This is a genomic window from Deinococcus budaensis (assembly GCF_014201885.1).
Classification (GTDB): Bacteria; Deinococcota; Deinococci; order Deinococcales; family Deinococcaceae; genus Deinococcus; species Deinococcus budaensis.
Genome location: NZ_JACHFN010000017.1, coordinates 55,390 through 73,777, shown reverse-complemented (window position 1 = coordinate 73,777; position 18,388 = coordinate 55,390). Strand labels below are relative to the sequence as shown.

Sequence of the window (18,388 nt, the reverse complement as noted above, 5' to 3'; positions counted from 1 at the left end):
TCTACTCCAGGCCCTGAATGCCCAGGGTGGCGCGGTACTGGCCCTGGGCCGCTTCCCCGATCAGCAGCAGGCCCACCCGCTCCTCGCCGTCCTGGGTGAAGCTCCACAGGGAACTGGTCAGCTTTCCGGCGTCGGCGCGGTTGCGCAGGGTCCATCCGGCCTGCCGCAGCTGCGCGGCGTAGTGGTCAAACAGCGCCGCGCGCGGGAGGGTGCTCTCGATGCCCGCGTACTGGATCACGTTGTCGCCCCCGCCGCCCCCGCCGCGCGGGGAGACTGTGGCCTGCGCGGGGGGCGTCAGGCTGGGCAGCAGCCGGACGGGATCGAACCGCTCGTCCTGGGCGTAGCGCAGGGTCTGGGCCAGGTCGGGCGAGCGCTGGCGGCCCAGGGTGACCTGCGTGACCCCGCCGACCACCCGGGTCTGGATGTTCAGTTGCTGGTCTGGCTTCTCGCGGTAGTAGGGGCGGCCCCCGACCGGCGCGCTGGGCAGGAAGCCCCCGGACGAAGACGGCCCGCCGGACGGCAGGGGAAAGACCTTCCAGCCCGCCGGGGCCAGCACCCGGGCGAAGTGGGCGTCCACCTGCGCGGGGGTCAGCGCCGTGTCGAAGTAGACGGTCACCCCGGCGGGATAGGCCGGGTCGGGCGTTTCGGTGACCACGCTGCCGATCACCCGGCTTCCCTGGGGCAGGGCGAAGCCGAGATCGGCCGGGGCCTGCCCCACCAGCACGGTGCTGCGCAGCGAGGCGGGTCCCCACAGCGGCGTGACAGCCCGCTGGAGCAGCTCCAGCTCACGCTCGGGGGAGGCGGCGGGCGTCTGGGCGAGGCTGGTGGACAGCGCCGCAGCACCCAGCAGGCTCAGCAGCTTGGAGGACATGCCCCAGCGTCACGGGCCGGGCCTGACGGGACGTGAGGGGGCGGTGAATGCGGCCAGCCTCTCTCCTACCCGCCGCGCGCTTTACGCCCGGGCCATGTTCCCTCCGGAATCCGGCGTGCCGGGCCGGGCCACGCGCGACCTCCCGGGTCGCCCGGCAGCGGCACCCTGCCACGAAGACTGGATCGCCGAGAATCGGGCGACGGCGACCCCGGCAGTGGAAGGCCTGATCCCCTGGCCCGGCGGGTCGGGCCGCCGCCGTCAGACCGCAGGGGCCAGGGCGAGGGATCAGGGCTGAACGAGGTCTCCAGCCTGATCCAGCGGCCACCCGCTGCGGGGCGAGGGCGCCGTGGCCGCTCCATTTCTGTTTGAATTGTTGCCGATGCCCTCCTTGCCGTCCCCGCCCCCCCGCCGTCCGCTGCTGGTCCTGCTCGCCTTCATCGCCTTTGTCAGCCTGGGCCTGCCGGACGGCCTGCTCGGCGTCTCCTGGCCGTCCATGCGGCGCGATTTCGGCGTGTCGCTCGACGCCCTGGGCCTGCTGGCCGCCGTCACGACGGCGGGTTACCTCGCGGCCAGCGCCCTCAGCGGCCGCATCCTGCGCGCGCTGCCCATCGGGACGGTGCTGGCCCTTTCGACCCTCGCCGCCGCCCTGGCCCTGCTGGGCTTTGCCCTCACCCCGCTGTGGCCGCTGCTGCTGGCCCTGGGCTTTCTCGCCGGACTCGGCGGCGGCGCCATCGACGCTGGCCTCAACGCCTACGGCGCCCGGCACTTCAGCCCCCGCACCCTCAACTGGCTGCACGCCTTTTTCGGCCTCGGGACCACCCTCGGCCCCTTGATCGTCACGGCGGTGCTGAGTTCGGGGAATGTCTGGCGCTGGAGCTACGTCATCGTCGGCAGTGCCCAGCTGCTGCTCGCCCTCACCTTCTTTCTGACCCGGAAACGCTGGGCCGGGGCCGCCGGGGTCGGGGCCGCCGCGCCGCCGCCCGCCGCCCGCACCCGCGACACCCTGCGCCGCCCGGCCGCCTGGCTGGGGATGCTGACCTTCTTTTTCTATACCGGCGTCGAGGCCGTCACCGCCCAGTGGAGCTACTCGCTGCTGACGCTGGGCCGGGCGGTTCCGGAGGCGACGGCCGGACTCTACGTGAGCCTGTACTGGGGCAGCCTGATGGTCGGGCGGATTCTCTTCGGCTTTGTCGCCAACCGCGTGCCGCTGGTGGGAACGCTGCGGCTGTGCCTGATCGCCAGCGTCGCCGGAGCGCTGCTGTTCTGGCTGGAGCCGACCCGCCCCCTCGCGGTCGCTGGCCTGATGATGATCGGTTTTTTCCTGGCGCCCATCTTCGCCTCGCTGATCAGCCTGACGCCCGGACGTGTCGGCGCCGCGCACGCCAACAGCGCCATCGGCTTTCAGGTCGCTGCGGCCGCGCTGGGCGGCGCCGCCCTCACGGCGCTCACCGGGGTCATCGCCCGCGCGGGCGGCCTGGAGCTGATCGGCCTGTGCATCGTGGTGGCCGCGGCGCTGCTGCTGGCCCTGTACGAGGCGTTCGTGCGGACCGGAGGCGAGGCCGGGACCGGGGAGGCCGCGACCGGCAACGCCTGACCCCACCGCGCCCGACTCCCCGGCCACCGGCCGCGGCGCGGGTCAGCGCAGCAGGCGGAGCAACGCAGCGAGCTGCCGCAGCTGCCCGGCCTCCAGGGCCGCGAACTGCTGCTCGTGGAGGCCGACGACCACCGGAAGCGCCCGGTCGATCAGGTCGTGGCCCGCAGGCGACAGGAACAGCCGCTTGGTCTTTCCGGACGCCTCCCGGCGAATCAGGCCCCGGGCGCACAGCCGCTGGGCGTGGTACGTGATGTTCGCCTCGGTGAACAGCAGGTGCTGGGCGAGTTCCTGCTGGGTCGCGCCCTCGCGCGCCCGCACGACCGCCAGCAGGTCGAACTCGGTCGCGCTCAGTCCCAGCGGCGCGAGCGCGCCCTCGACCTCTCTCATCTTGGCCTGCGTGACCCGTACCAGGCGGCGCCACAGCCGAATGGAGGGCTGATCCAGCACCCCTTCCCGGTCGGCGGCAGCGGTGTCCACGCTCACACCGCCACTATAGCGGGGCAGGGAGCACAACCTTCATTGTTCCCTCACCCAGTTGCCGGGCACGCCCGAAAAGTGCGCCACCTCTCAAAACGGTTCAATATTAAAGTATTGAATGTCCTGGCGAATGCGGTCTGCGGCCCAGCGGACCGCCGACATCTCCCTCTACTCCGTGCAAAGGAGCCAGCATGACTTTCCCCACTCTGCAAGACAAAGTCGCCATCATCACTGGAGCCGCCATGGGCATGGGCGAGGCCACCGCGAGATTGTTCGCTGAAGCCGGAGCCAAGGTCGTCGTCGCGGACTTCAACGACGAGAAGGGCCAGGCGGTCGTGGAATCGATCCGTCAGGCGGGCGGCGCGGCCACCTTTACCCACGTGGACATCTCCAAGGCCGAGCAGGTGCAGGCGATGGTGCAGGCCGCCGTGGACGCCTACGGCCGCCTCGACGTGGCCGTGAACAACGCCGCCCTGACCCCCGACGACCGCCCCGTACACGACTTCGACGAGGCCTACTGGGACCGCCTGATGTCGGTGGACCTGAAGGGCACGGCCCTGTGCCTGAAGTACGAACTGCGGCAGATGCGCGAGCAGGGCAGCGGCGGGTCCATCATCAACATCTCGTCGGTCAGCGGGTTCCGGCCCCAGGCCAACACTGTCGCCTACGTCGCCGCCAAGCACGGCGTGAACGGCCTCACCAAGGTCGCCGCGATGGAAAACGGCGAGCACGGCATCCGCGTCAACGCGGTCGCCCCCGGCGCGATCGACACGCCCATGCTGCGCGGGGCCATCGAGCAGTTCGGGCTGGACGCCGAGAGCTACGCCCCGCAACTCAGCCTGCTGGGCCGCTTCGCCCAGCCGGTCGAGGTCGCCCAGGCCAGCCTGTGGCTCGCCTCGGACCTGTCGAGCTACGTGACGGGCACGACCCTGCACGTGGACGCCGGATACGTGAACGCCCGCTGAAGCCCGCCGCTCGGCCGCCCTCTCTCCTCCCCCCTCGCCTCAAGGAGCCAACTCATGCAGAACCTCAAGTCCGCCGCCCTGACCGTCTCGCTGCTCGCCCTGGGCACGGGTGCCCTCGCGGGGGGCAGCCAGACCACCCCGCCCCCGACCACCAACGCCGCTCGCCAGCCGGTCGGTGAACCCTTCACCATGCGGGTCGTGACCACCGGCCTCCAGATGCCCTGGGAACTCACCGCTGGCCCCGACGGGCAGCTCTGGGTCACCGAGCGCCTCGGCAAGCAGATCGTGCGGGTGAACCCCACGACCGGGCAAAAAAGCGTGGCGGTCACCATCCCCGGTGCCCTCGCGGGTGGGCAGCACCAGGGCCTCCTCGGCATGGCGCTGCACCCGGACCTCCTCAAGGGCCAGGGCCGTGACTGGGTCTACGTGGCCTACACCTACGGACCCGAGGCCGCGCCCAAGAAGAAGATCGTGCGCTACACCTTCAACGCGGCCAGCGGGCGGCTGACGGCGCCCACGCTGGTGATCGGCAACCTGCCCGCCGGGAACGACCACAACGCGGGGCGGCTGAAGGTCGGCCCCGACGGCAAGCTGTACTTCACGATGGGCGACCTCGGGCACAACCAGTTCGCCAACTACGCCAAGCCCATCACCTCGCAGGTGCTGCCCACCGCCGCCGAGATCGCCGCACGCAACTGGGTGAACTACACCGGCAAGATCCTGCGAATCAACCTCGACGGCAGCATTCCGGGCGACAACCCTTCCATCGGCGGCGTGGTCAGCCACGTCTATACCGTGGGGCACCGCAACCCGCAGGGGCTGGACTTCGGCAGCAACGGGGTGCTGTATTCCAGCGAGCAGGGGCCGAACAGCGACGACGAGATCAACGTGCTGCGCGGCGGCGGCAACTACGGCTGGCCGAACGTGGTGGGCTATCAGGACAACCAGTCCTACGTCTACGGCAACTGGTCGGCCGCGCCGAACGTCGCTGGCCTGACGTGGGAGCCGTACCGCATTCCCGCCAGCGTGCCCACCAGCCGGGAGACCGAGTTCAGCGCCCCCAACCTCACCGACGCGCTGATGAGCTTCTGGGTGGTGCCCAACAGCCACGACTTTACGGACACGCCCATCGAGGGCACCAACCTCTACCGCCCCACGCCCGCCCTGAGCAGCCTGGAGGCCTACGGCAAAGACGGCATTCCCGGCTGGAAGAACTCGCTGCTGGTCACCAGCCTGAAGTACGGCGCGGTGTACCGCGTGCCGATCATGCCCAGCGGCCTGAACACGCGCGGCGAGGCGATCAAGGTGCTGCCCACCAACAACCGCTACCGCGACACGGCGGTCTCGGCCGACGGGCGCACCATCTACGTGATTACCGACAGCGGCGGGCAGATGCTCGGGCAGCAGGGCCAGCGGGTGACCGAGATGGCCAACCCCGGCGCGATCCTGGCCTTTACCTACACCGGGAAGTGACCGCAGCCGGGGCGGGGCGCGCGGCCAGGCACGGGGGCGCGCCCGCCCCGGCCCCGTGAGGGCGCCGACCCCCGCCCCAACCCCCGAACCGCCCGCGTGGGCCGACCTGCTTCCGGGCGCCCAGAAGGGGGTGCAGCTCATCCGAAGGGCCTTCATCCCGGCGGGAGGCCCTGCGGCAGCGCCTGACCCCCCCGGAGGCCCAGCGACCGGGCCGACTCCTCTCCGCGCGCCTGCCCCGCCCCGCTGGCCGGGTGGACGCGCGGGTCGGTGTGGATTCTTGCCGTCTTGAGGCGGCCCGCCGAACTAGCCTGCACCCCAGGCATGCCCGTCGTCCCTCCCCAGACTGTCGTCGCGGTTCCGGCCCGCAACGAGGCCGAGCGCATCGGCCGCACCGTGCGCGCCCTGGCCGGACAGGTCGGCGCGGGGGGGCAGCCGCTGGACGGCTACGAGGTCTGGATCGTGGTCAACAACTCCAGCGACCAGACGGCGCAGCGGGCCGCGCGGGCGATTCCGGCGGGCCGCCCGGTGCGGGTGGTGACCCACACCCTGCCCCCCGAGGACGCCAACGTGGTGGGGGCACGCCGGGCCGCGCTGGACCTTGCCGCCGCCCGGCTGGGGGGAAACCTGGACGGCCTGATCGTCACCACCGACGCCGACAGCGTGCCCGCGCCCGACTGGCTGCGGCACTTGCAGGCGGCCTTTGGTCTGGGCGCCGACGCCGCGTGCGGCCGCATCCTGCTGTGCCCCCAGGAACGGGCGCGGCTGCCTGGCCCGGTGCGGCGGGTGTACCTGCAAGACGCGGCGTACCGGCTGGCCGCCGAGCGCCTGACCGCGCGCCTCAACCCCGACCCCTTCGACCCCTGGCCCCGGCACCACCAGCACTTCGGGGCGAACCTGGCGCTGACCCTGCGCGCCTACCGGCGGGTGGGCGGCGTGCCGGACGTGCCGCATCTGGAGGACGTGGCGCTGGTCCAGGGGCTGCGCCGCCACGACCTGCGGGTGCGGCGCACCCCCCATGCCCGCGTGCACACCAGTGCCCGCATGAGTGGCCGCGTGCCCCTGGGCCTGAGCACCCAGCTGGCCGAGTGGCACGCGGACCCGGCGGCGTGGCGGGTCCCGGGCGCCGCCGAGATCGCTGCCCTCGCCCGGGCAGAAGCCGCCCTGAAAGAAGCCCGGCAGCGGGGCTGGAGCGCCGCGCTGCCGGGACGCTGGCTGGCCGCCCCGGCCGACCTGCGCGAGGCGCTGCGGGCGCCCACCCTGGGGCTGGCCCTGGAAGCTGCCCACGCCGCGCGGTTCAGGGCGGGCCTGTGGCAGGGGCAGCATCCCCCGGTGCCTGTCGCGCGGGCGCTGGCCGAGCTGCGCGGGCAGCTTCGGGCCGCCGCGCCCGGGGGAGGCCCGGCCGCTCAGGCTTCCGGTTTGCTCAGCACGTCCAGCCGGTAGCGCCCGTGGCGCTCGCCGCAGCGGTGGATCAGGGGCGCGGGCGTGCGGCGCAGGGCGGCTTCATGCACCGCGTCGCCCGTCTGCGGGTAGTCGGGGACGAAGGGGGTCCAGTGGACCAGGATCAGGTCGCCGCCGGGAGCGAGGCGCCCGGTCAGCACGTCCAGCACCGCCTCGAGGTCCCGCGTGCTGAAGTAGTACCCCACCTCGGAAAGCACGATCAGGTCGAAGGGGCCGTCCGGGGCCTCGGCGGGCAGGCGGCGGCGCTCGAAGGTCACGCTCCGGCGGTCCCGGTTGCGCTCGCGGGCGCGGGCGAGGGCCTGTTCGCTCACGTCCACGCTGAGCAGGGCGTCGACCCGCTCCGCCAGCAGACCCGTCAGCACCCCGATCGAGCAGCCCACCTCCAGGGCGCGGGCGTAGCGCTCGCGCGGCAGGGCGGCGAGGGTGCGGGCGTACTTGGCGTGTTCGTACGCGCTGGTCTCGAAGTTCCAGGGGTCGGCGCTCGCGCGGTACACGTCCTCGAAATAGGCGTCTGACAGGGTCTCGTCGGGGGGGGTCATGCGGGGACCTCTTGGGGCAGGACTTCATGGTAGGTCTCGGTGCCGCCCAGCGCCCGCTCCACCAGGGTCACGGGCAGGGTGAAGCCGCGCGGGTCGTCGGCGATCAGGCCGAGCTGGGTGCGGTGGGCCAGGATCGCCCGCCGCTTGGGGGCGAGCCAGGGGCGCACGTCCAGCGTGAGGGGAAGGGTCTCGCCGGGGCGGGGGTGGTCGGCGGAGTCGCCGCGCTCCTCCAGCCAGACGGTGTACGCCAGCCGCCGGACGGCGGGGAAGGCGCGGGCGGCCTCCAGCAGCGGCGCCCAGGCCGCGCGGTGGTCCGGATGGGGGTCGCGCGCCCAGGGGAGCAGCAGCGTGCCGGGCGGGGCCTCCCGGAAGGCGGCGCGGGCACCCCCCGCGATGGCCCCGGCGCAAGCGTGGAGTTCGCCGTCGGGCAGCCCCAGCGCCCGGGTCCGCACGGCGGGGACGCCCAGCTCGGCCAGACCTTCTCGCCATTCCGCGAGCCGCGCCGCCGCCAGCCGCTCGCGGGGATGGCTCGGGGAACTGGGGTGCGAGAGGCCGCCGTCACTGAGCAGCAAGGCCCAGACCTCCCGCCCGGCGGCCCCTAGCGCGGCGATCAGCCCGCCGCAGCCCAGCGCCTCGTCGTCGGGGTGGGGGGCGGCGACCCAGACCGGATCGGGGAGGGTGGCTGGGGTCAGCGTCGGTGCACCCTTCACGCCTCCTCCCAGGGGTCCCCGGCATCGGGGGCGTCCAGCAGCCACGCACCCACCGCCAGCCGCGCCGCGTCGGGGGCGGGCTGGCGCAGGTACATCCGCAGGTCGCGCAGCAGCCGCTCGGTGGGCCAGGGCGCGAGCAGGCCCCGGGCGCCCACCGCCCGCTCGGCGGCTTCGGCCGCGAGCAGGCAGGCGTCCTCGGTGGCGGTGCGGGCCAGGGCCACGTAGGCGAGGAGCGGCGCGGGGTCGGCCCCGTCCGGCAGGGCGTCCAGCCGCCGCTGGGCCTCACGGGTGACCTGCCAGGCCGCCTCCAGCCGCACGGCCACCTCCGCGAAGCGCAGGCGCTGCACGTCGTCCCCGGCGCGGCCCAGCTCCCGCAGCGCCGCCCGCGCCGAGGCCACCACGGCCCCCGCCCCGCCCAGTTGCACGGCCAGGAAGCGCAGCGCCCCGCCGCCGAACTCGGGCTGGCGGTAGTAGTCGCCGGGCTGTCCGATCAGGTCCTCCTGCTGCACCCGCGCCCCGCTGTAGTCCACCCGGCCCGAGACGGTCGCCCGCATCCCCAGCGGCTGCCAGAAGCTGGGGTCGGGGACGCCCGGCTCGCGCCCGGTGGGCAGCAGCACCATCATCCGGCCCTCCCTGGCCTCGGCGGGCAGCAGCGGGCGGGTGACGTGACCCAGCCCGGAGGCGAAGGTCTTGCCGCCCACCAGGGTCAGGCCGCCTGGCCCGGCCTCCAACCGCAGCCCCGGCCCGTCTTCGGTGTTCCACACGCCGAACAGCTCGCCCCTATCGGCGTCCCGCGCGGCGCGGGCCAGCTGCGCGGACGTGCCGTAGCGCTGGATCAGCCCCAGCGCGTTGACGTGGCCCTCGTACACCCGGCCCACGGGGAGGCTCGCGCGGCCGATCTGGCGCAGGAGGGTCAGCAGGGCCGCGCCCTTCACCCCCTGGCCGCCCAGGGACGTGGGCAAGGACGCCGTCAGCAGGCCCGCCTCCCGCAGGGCCTGAAAGGACGCGGCGGGAAAGGCCCCGTCGGCGTCCCGCGCCGCCGCCTCGCCCGCCAGGGTGGCGGCCACGGGGGCAGGCAGGCCCGCAGGGGGGAGGTGGCCTGGGGGCGAAGGGGGACCTCGCCGCCCCCCCGACTCTGAACTCCGGTCACTCACCCGCGCACCATAGGGCAGGGCGGGCCGGGGGCACGGTGTGCGATCCAGCAGCCTCGCGCGGGGGGGGCCCGCGCCCCCCGCACCGGCCCCCTTCAGCGGGAGACGGGCTGCGGGTAGAACACGATCACCACGGGCAGGAAGGAGCCGCCCGAGGGAATGAAGGAGAAGGTGGTGCGGCCGGGCGAGAGGCGCCGCAGCAGCAGCGGGGTGTTGGGGTCCGAGAGCATCCCCGAGGCGGGGATTTTCAGAAACTGCCGGTCCCCCGCGGCCTCGGTGACCGCCGCCCCCCGGTAAGGCCCGCCGCGCGGCACGAAGCCCACCACGGCCGGGGCAGACGCCTGCACCGTCAGGTCGTACTGCAAGCCGTAGTTGCCCATCAGGCGCTGCGGGGCGCCGGTGGTCGCGTCCACGCCGGACAGCGGGGGGTCTTGCACCCCGTCGCCCAGCATCAGCCGCGCGGGCAAGGCCCCCAGGGTGACTTGCAGGCTGCGCACGGCCTCGGGAAAGGTGCCGCGCTGGTGGTTGGCGTCGGGCGGCAGCACAGGCAGGCCCGCGAGGGTGGCGGCGCTGGGCGGCGTGCCCTCCTCAAGCAGCACGGTGGTGATCTCGGCGGGGCCGCTGAACTCTAGGTCCTGAAGGACCTTGGCGCCCTGGCCGGGTTGCAGGGTGGGGCTGGCGTACAGCACGGCCGGTTCGCCCGCCCCCAGGGTGTGGCGCGCGCCCGCACCGCTGGCGAGAAAGTCCAGCACCGACACCTGGCCCAGCACACTTTCCAGCCGCGTCGGCGCGGCGCTGCCGTCCCGGCGCACCTGCACGCTGCTGGCGGCCGCGCCGCTGGCGCGGGCCAGCACGTACAGCCGGGCGGGCCGGGGGGTGCGGTTGAGGTGGTAGGCCACGACCCGCACCCGGCCCGAGACCCGGTCACGGTACAGCACGCCCGGCTGGGTGGGGGCCTCGGGCGAGTCGCTGAACACCAGCGCGGCGGGCAGGGCAGAAAGCCGCGTGGGCGTCAGCGCGGGGTAACTCATGACGCCCGGGTCCGCAAAGGTCTGTCCAGCAGCGGTGTGCCGCAGGGCGTAGGTCAGCGGCGTGTCCAGCGTGGCCCCCTGCACCCGGATGACCCGGGTCAGCGGCGCGCTGCGCGCGCCCTTGCTGTTGGTGACGGTCAGGGTCACCGGGTACTCGCCCGGCTGAAAGAACACCGGCTGCGCGCCGGACCACTGCCGGGCGAGGTTCAGCCCCTCGGGGTCGAAGGAATAGTCGGTGTACTGCACCTGCTCTCCCGGCGCGTAGGTGGCCTTGCTGGTCACGAAGCGTGCCTGGGGCGCGTTGCCGGGGTCAGGGAGGGCCGTTCCCGGCGCCGGGCTGGCGGGGGATCCGGGGCTGGCCGGCGCGGGACTGTCGGGTGCAGGACTGTTGAGCACAGGGCCGCCCGGCACCGGGCTGGCCGGCCGCGCCGCCGGCGCCTGACCCGGCGTGAGAATCAGCTCTCCAGCGGGTCCGGTGCTGACCTGGGCACCCAGGGCGTAGGCCAGCAACCGCGCCTCGATCAGCGGCTCACCGTCCGCGCCGAAGCCCAGGCCACCGGCATACGGCACCCCGTCGATCAGCAGGCTGCGCGCCTCCAGAAACACTGTGAGTCTCCCCGCCACCAGCTGCTGGCCGCCGCTGTGGACCGCCACCCCCAGGCGCGCGGCGACCTCGCGCAGCGGCAGCAGCCAGGAGTCTCCGGCGCGCACGGCGGGGCGTTGCAGGGCGCTTTGCCCCCCGGCGGACACCACCAGCGGAGCGGCGGCGGCAAGAGAAGAACTCAGCAGGCCCAGCAGGGCCAGAGAGCGGGTCAGACGACGGGCGAACATCACGCCGGGCAGTATTGCGGCTCTTCCCTGACGCCGCCCCCGGCCCAGGACCACTCAAGCCTTGAGCTGGCCTTCATCTCCGGCACAGGCGCGGCGGCGCAGGCCGGGTTCCTGCCGGAGAGCGGCCCTTCCGGTGGGGGGCTTCTCTCCCCGGCGGCGGCCACGGCGCCAGCGGGTCCGACCTGGGGAAGCGGGGCGTGGCGTTCACGGCGCGACGTGCAGCCGGAGCGTGACCACCTCGAACGGGCGCAGGGTGAGCTGCACCCCTTCTCCCGTGAGCGCGAGGGGCTGCGCTTCCTCCTGTAGCAGGTTCACGCGCTCGGCCCGCCGCAGCCCCGCAATCTCGAGCCTGGCTTCCCCGCGCGCGCCATGCGGCTCGTACAGCCGCAGGATCAGGCCTTCGCCCTCCTCCGCCTTCTTGAGGCTCCCCAGCGCCACCGGCAGGCCCGAGGCGCTGATCCGGCTTCCGGCGGGCACCGGGCCGGAGACGGGAAGCGCCACCAGCGGGCTGTTGAGGTCGGCGGCCTCGCGCACGGTGCCGCCCTCTGCCCAGCGGCCGGGGTGGGGATAAAGGGCGTAGGTGAACTCGTGCTCGCCGTCGTCGGCGCCCACCGGCTGGGCAGGCAGTTCCTGGCCCTCCGCGTCGTGGACGGAACCGGACGCGCCGGGGAGCGGAGGGCAGTTTCACGGCGGCGCAGGACCTGTTGGAACCGGCCCTTTCGGCCCTCGCAGGCCGCCTCCGGGATGCCCACCGCCTGCTGGGGCTGGACGTGATCTGCCTGGGCGGCAGCGTCGGCCTGCGCCGGTACACCCAGATATTCTTGGGGGCGGCGCTGTCGGCGCGGGAGCGGTGTCGCTGACCGCCCCTCCGCCCCACCCCCTCACCCTCTGCTCTGGAGGCCCCTGCCCATGACCCCCCCTGGTCCCCTGATGCTGCAAGAAGCCCGCGAGGCCCCGCAGGTCGTCCGCCGCCAACTGGGCGAGAACGCCGGGATCACCCAGGCCCTGGTCGCCGCCCTGCGCCAGCGCCGCCCGCCCTACGCCGTCACCGTCGCCCGGGGCAGCAGCGACCACGCCTGCACGGTGCTGAAATACGCCCTCGAAACCCGGCTGGCCCTCCCGGTCGCCAGCCTGGGTCCCAGCGTCCATACCCTCTACGGCGCGCGGCTGGACCTGCGCGGGGCGCTGGTGATCGCCGTCTCCCAGTCGGGGGCCAGTCCCGACGTGGTCGAGACCGTCCGCATGGCCCGGCAGGGCGGCGCCCTCACGGTGGCGCTGCTCAACGTGGAAGGCAGCGACCTCGCCCGCGAGGCCGAGTTCGTGCTGCCGCTGCGCTGCGGCGAGGAGCGGGCAGTCGCGGCGACCAAGAGTTACCTTGCCAGCCTGACCGCCCTGCTGCCCGTGATCGCCCCCCTGGCGGGCGACCCCGAACTGGTGAACGCTCTGGAGGCGTTGCCGGAGGCCCTCGAACAGACCCTCACCCTGGAGGAGCAGGCCCGCGACCTGGCGGGGCGTTACCGGTCGCTGGACAACCTGCTGGTGCTGGCGCGCGGGCTGCATTACGGGGTGGCGCAGGAGGCGGCCCTCAAGCTCAAGGAGACCTGCGGCATCCACGCCGAGGCGTACTCGGCGGCGGAGTTCGACCACGGTCCCAAGCGGCTGCTGGCGGGGGGAGTGGCGCTGCTGGGCTTCACCTCGGTGGACGCGGCGGGGGAAGCGGCCCGGCGCGCCTACGCCGACCTGAGCGCCAGTGGCGCGGACCTGCGGACCCTGGGGCCAGCGGCCGGAAGTGCGCTGACCACCCCGGCGACCGGGCACGGGCTGACCGACCCGGTGGCGAGCGCGCTGGCCTTCTATCTCTTCGCCGCGCACCTCGCGCTGCACCGGGGCCTGGACCCCGACGCCCCGCCCCTGCTGAGCAAGGTGACGAAGACCCGCTGACCTTCCCAGGCCCCGGCGGGTCCCCGCTGCGGCCTCGTCAGGCAAGGCTTAAGCTGCCCTCATGGACTTTGCAACACTCCGCGCGGACCTGATAGGAACGGACGCCGTGGTCCGGACGCCCTTCGGGCGGCGGCGCGTGACGTACGCGGATTACGTGGCGTCCGGGCGGGCGCTGCGCAGCGTGGAGGACCGCATTCGTGACCTCGCCCTCCCGCTCTATGCCAACACCCACACCGAGGACAGCGCGACAGGCGCGCACTGCACCCAGCTCAGCCATCAGGCGGCCAAGTACGTCAAGGGGCAGCTGGGGGGCGACGAGACCTGCAAGCTGGTGTACTGCGGGTCGGGCAGCACCGCCGCCGTGCGCCGTTTGCAGGACATTCTGGGCCTGACTGTGCCGCAGGTGTACCGGGCGGCGGTCTTGCAGGCCCTGCCCGAGCGTGAACGGCCCATCGTTTTTGTCGGCCCCTACGAACACCACAGCAACGAGGTGAGCTGGCGCGAGACGCTGGCCGAGGTCGTGGAGGTGCCGCTGTGTTCCCGGGGCAACCTGGATCTGGAGGCCCTGCGGAGCCTGTTGCAGAATCCCCGCCTCGCGGGCCGCCCGAAAATCGGCTCGTTCAGCGCGGCCAGCAATGTCACGGGCCTGCTGACCGATACCCGGACGGTCGCCCGGCTGCTGCACCGGCACGGCGCTCTGGCGTTCTTCGACTTCGCGGCCAGCGGTCCCTACGTTCAGATCGACATGAAACCGGGCCAGCCCGACGGGTACGACGCCGTGTTCCTGAGTCCGCACAAGTTCGTGGGCGGACCCGGCACCCCCGGCCTGCTGTGCTTTCAGGCGCACGTCTACCGCCTGGCCGTCCCCAGTACGCCGGGTGGAGGCACGGTCAGCTACGTGACCCCGACCACCCACGCCTACGTGGCCGACATCGAGGCCCGGGAGGACGCCGGGACGCCGGCCATTCTCGGGAAGCTGCGCGCGGCCCTGGCCTTCCGGGTCAAGGAACAGCTGGGGGTGGCGCGCCTGACGGCCCGGGAACACGAGCTGTTCGGGCGCGCGCTGGCCCGCCTGCACCCTCATCCCCGCGTGCGGCTGCTGGGTGAGCCGGGCGCGTCTCGACTGGCGTTTCTCTCCTTTCTGATCCGCACGGGCCAGGACGGCACCTACCTGCACCCCCGGCTGGTCGTGCGGCTGCTCAATGACCTGTTCGGCATTCAGTCTCGCGGCGGCTGCGCCTGTGCCGGTCCCTACGGCCACGCCCTGCTGGGGATCGGCGAGCCGCTGAGTGCCCGCTACCAGCGCTGCATCACGGGCAACCTCGCGGGCCTGAAGCCCGGCTGGACCCGGTTGAATCTGGCCCCCTGGGCGACGGACGAGGAGGTCGAATTCCTGCTGGACGCCGTTCAGTTCGTGGCCGACCACGGGGAACGGTTCTTGCCGCTGTACACCCTGGACTGGCAGACCGGGGCCTGGAAGCATCCCGACGACGGGCCGCCAACCGACCTTTTCGGAGACGACTTGCCTGAGCGGGAGGACGGCCCGGTCCCCTACGCGGCGTACCTCGCGGAGGCCAGGCGCCTGGCGGCCACGCTGCCCACGCAGCCGGAACGGCCCCTGCCGGACGGCGTTCCGCAGGACCTGGTGTTTTTCGCCCACTGACCGGCGTTCACGGCTGCCGCCATGTCATGCCGTGGAGCGAGCAGGGCCAGTTCGGCGGCTCGCCCCTCACGCTGGCTCCCGTGGACGTGGACCATTTACAAGCGGATCAACGCCGGGCACGGCCACGAGAGCGGCGACCGGGCCATGCAGGAGCAGATGGAACGGGTGCGGGGGGAGCCGCGCCACCCCGGGCCTCGGCGTGACGGGCGTCCCCGGCCCGCTCTCCGGGGGGCCTGGGGCAAGCGGATCAGGCCATGGTCCAGGCGAGGAGGGCTGGGCGCAACCGGCTCCACCTCTTCACGAACCCAGCCGACGGGCTGAGGCGGAGTCAGCGGGCGTGGACAGCGAAAGGAGCGGCTGGGGCTGCCTCGCGGCCTGCCCGGATGGATCTGGAGTAGCCCCACAGCGCGCCGCCACCTCTACGCACGTTCAAACGCTGAGGGGGTGGCCTGTCGCATAATATGAGTAATATGAGTCACATGTAAGGTTTTTGTACAAGACCCTTCACTATCTTCGCCCTGTTCCGGAGCGATGAAGCGTGCGGCTTATCCGGGCACCTGCCGCACGTGGAGCCAGTGGTGCGACCGACGAAACCGTGAACCCTTTCAGGGGTGCGGTGTGTCGGGCGCTTTCGTGTTGACGAGGCGCACGGACCCCAGCACCCTCCCCACCACCCCAGGGTCGCCGCTCGGCGGACGACACCTCCTTGACCCATGCCGCGGGGGAACTTTGCCATGAAAGCTTTCGGATCCATGTTGTTGCTCGTTCTCCCCGGGATGGCGCTGGCCCAGAGCGCCTCGCCGCTGGTCCTGAACCTCTCGCAGGCACTGGTGCAAACGGTCACCGTGGACGGCAAGGCGGCCGAGAAGCGCACGCCGGGCTACACCCGCGTTCGCCCTGGCGACCAGCTCGCGCAGACCGTGACCGCCCGCAACGTCAGCACCCGCACGCTGGCCAACGTCGCCGTGCGGCTGCCGGTCCCCAGGGGGATGGTCTACGTCGCTCCCGACGGCGCGGCCCCGGCGGGCGTGCGGACCGAATACTCCATCGACGCGGGCAAGACCTTCGCCCCGGCGCCCCTCAAAAGGCAGATCACGGTCACCGAGAACGGCAAGGCCGTGACCAGAGAGGTCGAGGTCAACCCCAACGAATACCAGGCCGTCCGCTGGACGATCGGCGCCCTGCCCGCCGGAACCGAGAAGACCCTCGGCTTCCGCGTGCAGGTGAAGTAACCACGCCCTCCCCCCGAGCCGCTCCGGGCCTGAGGCCCCAGCAACCAAAGGAGAAGACATGAACGCGAACACCAAGATCCTGGCCCTGATGGCCGCGCTGGCCGTTGGCAGCGCTTCCGCCGCGCCCACCCCGAACACCACCAGCACGGCGGCGGGCACGCCCATCACCAACCAGGCGAGCGCCACCTTCACCGACCCCGGCACGGGCCAGCCCGCCACGGAAGTCAAATCCAACACCGTGACCACGACCGTGCTGCCGCTGCCGGGCTTCGACATCGTGTATGACGACGGCACCCCCGACGGCAACACGCTCGCCACCACCCCCAAGGCCGTGACCGGCGCGACGCCCGGCCTGATCGTCCCCACCGAATACGCCGCCGTGAACAACGGCAACACGGCCCTGACCGTGATTCTGCGCCCCAACGTCACGGGCGGGGCCTCGACCGCCGCCGAGGTGAAGTACCTCGACGCCAGCGGGGTCGAACTGCCCAAGAACAGTGACGGCAACTCCGTGCTCACGCTCCCGGCAGGCACCTCGGGCGTGGTCAAGTTCACCCAGCAGCTCACCATTCCGGCCAACGCTCCGGCCAACGCGACCTACGGCGCCTCGCCCGAGGGCTTCGTCACCGGCACCGGCCTGGCGAACGGCCAGAACGGCATCCCCACCGGCAGCACCCTGTACGAGAACCAGACCGTGCAGAGCGGCGCGGTGGTCGCAACCCCCGGCCAGGCCGCCGACCTCCAGTTCGTCCGCGTGACGACCTTCCAGCCCACGCTGCAAGGCAGCCCGAACGTCGCCAACCCGGTCAACCCGGTCGGCCCCGGCGGCACCACCGGCCCCACGCCCCCCGCCCTGGTGACGGTGAACGTGCCCACCGTGCCCGGCGGCACCCCCAACCAGCCCACCCCCACCCAGACGGCGACGGGCTACCCCTCCACACCCAGCAACCCGGCCGACCCCTCGGGCGCCAACGGCACGCCCATCGTGCCCGACGTGCAGGGCAACAAGCAGGTCGCCTACGCCAGGGCCGACAACGACAACCCCTCGACCAACCCGGCGGTGGGCCAGACCAACGACCTCGCGGGCGGCGCCGATACCGTCATCTTCACCAACCAGCTCAAGAACAACGGCACGAGTGACGACACGGTGCAGCTCTTCCCGGCGGGCGGAGACAGGGCGCTGCTGGGCGGCACCACCTTCGACGCCAACACCGGGGTCTTTACGCTGCCCGACGGCACCAAGGTCCGTTTCCTGTCGCCGGGCACCGGTCAGCCTATCCCGGTGGCGGCGGGGGCGCTTTACCCCACGGTGACGGCGCCTGCGGGCAAGACCGTGATCTACCGCACCGAGGTGACCCTGCCCGACCCCAGCGACGCGGCCCGCGTCGACCCGGTCACCATCGTGGTGGGCGCCGACTCGCTCAACGACGCGGGCGTGTTCTCGGACACCAACACCTTCAACGAGGTGCGCCAGGGCGCCGCGCAGTTCGGGGACAGCACCGACGGCGTGCTGGGGGCCGTGCCCACCCCGGCCCCGCAGCAGAGCGTGATGCCGGGCAACAACACCAGCACCAACACCAGCACGACCAACGACACCGACAACGTGGCGGTCTTCCCGATGGACGTGGCCAACCTGGGTGCGTACAACGACAGCTACACCCTGTCCGCCACGGCGGCGGGCCTGCCTGCGGGCACGACGGTCACCTACGTGGACGCCAGCGGCGCCGCGCTGCCCACGAACGGCGCGGGCAACTTCGTCACGCCCGTCGTGGCGGCCGGTCAGGAAATCAAGGTCTACGCGGTCATCACGGTGCCCAGCGGCACGGCGGCGGGCAACTACACGGTCAGCCAGAAGGCCGTGGGCAACTACAGCACCGTCACCATGACGGACCTCAACGACGTGATCAAGGTGGGCGCGGTCGGCGCGGTGAGCGTCGCCAAGTTCGTGCAGGACGGCAAGACGGGCGCCGGGGCCACACCCCAGAACGGCATCGACAACCCCGCGAACTACACGGCCAACAACACGGCCGCCCTGCCCGGCGCGAACATCGTCTACCAGATCATCGGCAAGAACACCTACAACGCTCCGGTCGCGGGCTTCGCCCTGAACGACACGGTCCCCACCAACACCACCTTCCAGTCGGCCAGCCTGAGCGTGAACGGCACCGCCGTGACCAAACTCATCTACAAGATCGGCACCGGCACCTGGTCGGCCAGCGCCCCGGCGGCAGGCGCGGCGGCGGGCACGGTCATCGCGGTGGCGGCGGACGACGACAACAACAACGTCCCCGACGCCCTGCCCTCCGGCTCCACGATGGAACTGATCTTCACCGTCAAGGTGAACTGAGGTCCCTCCCCGGCGCACCTCCGCTTCCCTGCGGGGTGCGCCCCTTCTAACAAGAGACTTCCTTTTTGCCCCACCCGCGCACCAAGCCCCTTCTACCAGGCCCCT

17 protein-coding genes and 1 riboswitch are annotated in these 18,388 nt (G+C 72.5%); of the genes, 9 read left to right on the top strand and 8 right to left on the bottom strand.

Annotated features, from left to right (window positions below; all coding sequences use genetic code 11):
• Window position 1 precedes the first annotated feature (1 nt).
• Window positions 2-871 (bottom strand): hypothetical protein, encoded by an 870-nt coding sequence (locus HNQ09_RS16655; RefSeq protein ID WP_184031537.1) that lies wholly within the window; start codon window positions 869-871, stop codon window positions 2-4.
• A 379-nt stretch (window positions 872-1,250) separates the two neighbouring features.
• Here HNQ09_RS16655 and HNQ09_RS16650 point away from each other — a divergent pair, with 379 nt between their 5' ends.
• Complete coding sequence (locus tag HNQ09_RS16650; protein ID WP_184031535.1) at window positions 1,251-2,465, top strand: MFS transporter; 1,215 nt, start codon at window positions 1,251-1,253, stop codon at window positions 2,463-2,465.
• 42 nt (window positions 2,466-2,507) lie between these two features.
• Here the strand turns inward: HNQ09_RS16650 and HNQ09_RS16645 are convergent, their stop codons facing one another.
• Window positions 2,508-2,948 (bottom strand): MarR family winged helix-turn-helix transcriptional regulator, encoded by a 441-nt coding sequence (locus HNQ09_RS16645; protein WP_343057893.1) that lies wholly within the window; start codon window positions 2,946-2,948, stop codon window positions 2,508-2,510.
• Window positions 2,949-3,133: 185 nt separating this feature from the next.
• Here HNQ09_RS16645 and HNQ09_RS16640 point away from each other — a divergent pair, with 185 nt between their 5' ends.
• Complete coding sequence (locus tag HNQ09_RS16640; protein ID WP_184031534.1) at window positions 3,134-3,907, top strand: SDR family NAD(P)-dependent oxidoreductase; 774 nt, start codon at window positions 3,134-3,136, stop codon at window positions 3,905-3,907.
• 54 nt (window positions 3,908-3,961) lie between these two features.
• Window positions 3,962-5,380 (top strand): glucose/sorbosone family PQQ-dependent dehydrogenase, encoded by a 1,419-nt coding sequence (locus HNQ09_RS16635; protein ID WP_184031533.1) that lies wholly within the window; start codon window positions 3,962-3,964, stop codon window positions 5,378-5,380.
• Window positions 5,381-5,532: 152 nt separating this feature from the next.
• On the opposite strand, the gene HNQ09_RS16630 is transcribed toward HNQ09_RS16635, so the two are convergent.
• Complete coding sequence (locus tag HNQ09_RS16630; RefSeq protein WP_184031532.1) at window positions 5,533-5,703, bottom strand: hypothetical protein; 171 nt, start codon at window positions 5,701-5,703, stop codon at window positions 5,533-5,535.
• Between HNQ09_RS16630 and HNQ09_RS16625 the strand changes: the two genes are divergently transcribed.
• Window positions 5,702-6,820 (top strand): glycosyltransferase family 2 protein, encoded by a 1,119-nt coding sequence (locus tag HNQ09_RS16625; RefSeq protein ID WP_184031530.1) that lies wholly within the window; start codon window positions 5,702-5,704, stop codon window positions 6,818-6,820. The two genes, HNQ09_RS16630 and HNQ09_RS16625, sit on opposite strands and share 2 nt — an antisense overlap.
• On the opposite strand, the gene HNQ09_RS16620 is transcribed toward HNQ09_RS16625, so the two are convergent.
• From HNQ09_RS16620 to HNQ09_RS19290, 5 genes are all read right to left on the bottom strand, one after another.
• Window positions 6,784-7,377, bottom strand: coding sequence for a class I SAM-dependent DNA methyltransferase (locus HNQ09_RS16620; RefSeq protein WP_184031528.1), 594 nt, complete (start codon window positions 7,375-7,377; stop codon window positions 6,784-6,786). The two genes, HNQ09_RS16625 and HNQ09_RS16620, sit on opposite strands and share 37 nt — an antisense overlap.
• Window positions 7,374-8,087: a PIG-L family deacetylase gene (locus HNQ09_RS16615; RefSeq protein ID WP_184031527.1), complete on the bottom strand. Its 714-nt coding sequence runs from the start codon at window positions 8,085-8,087 to the stop codon at window positions 7,374-7,376. The genes HNQ09_RS16620 and HNQ09_RS16615 overlap by 4 nt, the downstream gene beginning before the upstream one ends.
• On the bottom strand, window positions 8,084-9,154 hold the full coding sequence (locus HNQ09_RS16610) for an acyl-CoA dehydrogenase family protein (RefSeq protein ID WP_343057891.1): 1,071 nt from the start codon (window positions 9,152-9,154) through the stop codon (window positions 8,084-8,086). Before HNQ09_RS16610 ends, HNQ09_RS16615 begins: the two co-directional genes overlap by 4 nt.
• Before the next feature lie 179 nt (window positions 9,155-9,333).
• Window positions 9,334-11,100, bottom strand: a complete 1,767-nt coding sequence (locus HNQ09_RS16605) for a hypothetical protein (protein WP_221269927.1) — start codon at window positions 11,098-11,100, stop codon at window positions 9,334-9,336.
• Between the two features lie 204 nt (window positions 11,101-11,304).
• Window positions 11,305-11,712 carry a glycosyl hydrolase-related protein gene (locus tag HNQ09_RS19290; protein WP_184031525.1) on the bottom strand — a complete coding sequence of 136 codons (408 nt, stop codon included), beginning with the start codon at window positions 11,710-11,712 and terminating at the stop codon, window positions 11,305-11,307.
• A gap of 92 nt (window positions 11,713-11,804) precedes the next feature.
• Here HNQ09_RS19290 and HNQ09_RS16595 point away from each other — a divergent pair, with 92 nt between their 5' ends.
• The 5 genes from HNQ09_RS16595 to HNQ09_RS16575 all read left to right on the top strand — a co-directional run bounded on the left by HNQ09_RS16595 (window position 11,805) and on the right by HNQ09_RS16575 (window position 18,283).
• Window positions 11,805-11,960 (top strand): hypothetical protein, encoded by a 156-nt coding sequence (locus HNQ09_RS16595; protein ID WP_184031524.1) that lies wholly within the window; start codon window positions 11,805-11,807, stop codon window positions 11,958-11,960.
• A 49-nt stretch (window positions 11,961-12,009) separates the two neighbouring features.
• Window positions 12,010-13,041, top strand: a complete 1,032-nt coding sequence (locus HNQ09_RS16590; RefSeq protein ID WP_184031523.1) for an SIS domain-containing protein — start codon at window positions 12,010-12,012, stop codon at window positions 13,039-13,041.
• Between the two features lie 61 nt (window positions 13,042-13,102).
• Window positions 13,103-14,704, top strand: a complete 1,602-nt coding sequence (locus tag HNQ09_RS16585) for an aminotransferase class V-fold PLP-dependent enzyme (protein WP_184031522.1) — start codon at window positions 13,103-13,105, stop codon at window positions 14,702-14,704.
• A 515-nt stretch (window positions 14,705-15,219) separates the two neighbouring features.
• Window positions 15,220-15,303, top strand: a riboswitch (cyclic di-GMP riboswitch).
• Between the two features lie 153 nt (window positions 15,304-15,456).
• The gene (locus HNQ09_RS16580) at window positions 15,457-15,936 is read left to right on the top strand and encodes a hypothetical protein (RefSeq protein WP_246363435.1); all 480 of its coding nucleotides are present in this window, start codon (window positions 15,457-15,459) and stop codon (window positions 15,934-15,936) included.
• A gap of 58 nt (window positions 15,937-15,994) precedes the next feature.
• Entirely contained in the window at window positions 15,995-18,283 is a 2,289-nt protein-coding gene (locus HNQ09_RS16575) for a beta strand repeat-containing protein (protein ID WP_184031519.1), read from the top strand.
• The last annotated feature ends 105 nt before the right edge of the window (window positions 18,284-18,388 follow it).

Coding starts and splice junctions, on each gene's coding strand:
- HNQ09_RS16630 (WP_184031532.1), bottom strand. CDS start 5,703: ATGCCTGGGGTGCAGGCTAGTTCGGCGGGCCGCCTCAAGACGGCAAGA.
- HNQ09_RS16575 (WP_184031519.1), top strand. CDS start 15,995: ATGAACGCGAACACCAAGATCCTGGCCCTGATGGCCGCGCTGGCCGTT.
- HNQ09_RS16605 (WP_221269927.1), bottom strand. CDS start 11,100: ATGTTCGCCCGTCGTCTGACCCGCTCTCTGGCCCTGCTGGGCCTGCTG.
- HNQ09_RS16635 (WP_184031533.1), top strand. CDS start 3,962: ATGCAGAACCTCAAGTCCGCCGCCCTGACCGTCTCGCTGCTCGCCCTG.
- HNQ09_RS16590 (WP_184031523.1), top strand. CDS start 12,010: ATGACCCCCCCTGGTCCCCTGATGCTGCAAGAAGCCCGCGAGGCCCCG.
- HNQ09_RS16585 (WP_184031522.1), top strand. CDS start 13,103: ATGGACTTTGCAACACTCCGCGCGGACCTGATAGGAACGGACGCCGTG.
- HNQ09_RS16580 (WP_246363435.1), top strand. CDS start 15,457: ATGTTGTTGCTCGTTCTCCCCGGGATGGCGCTGGCCCAGAGCGCCTCG.
- HNQ09_RS16650 (WP_184031535.1), top strand. CDS start 1,251: ATGCCCTCCTTGCCGTCCCCGCCCCCCCGCCGTCCGCTGCTGGTCCTG.
- HNQ09_RS16655 (WP_184031537.1), bottom strand. CDS start 871: ATGTCCTCCAAGCTGCTGAGCCTGCTGGGTGCTGCGGCGCTGTCCACC.
- HNQ09_RS16620 (WP_184031528.1), bottom strand. CDS start 7,377: ATGACCCCCCCCGACGAGACCCTGTCAGACGCCTATTTCGAGGACGTG.
- HNQ09_RS16625 (WP_184031530.1), top strand. CDS start 5,702: ATGCCCGTCGTCCCTCCCCAGACTGTCGTCGCGGTTCCGGCCCGCAAC.
- HNQ09_RS16640 (WP_184031534.1), top strand. CDS start 3,134: ATGACTTTCCCCACTCTGCAAGACAAAGTCGCCATCATCACTGGAGCC.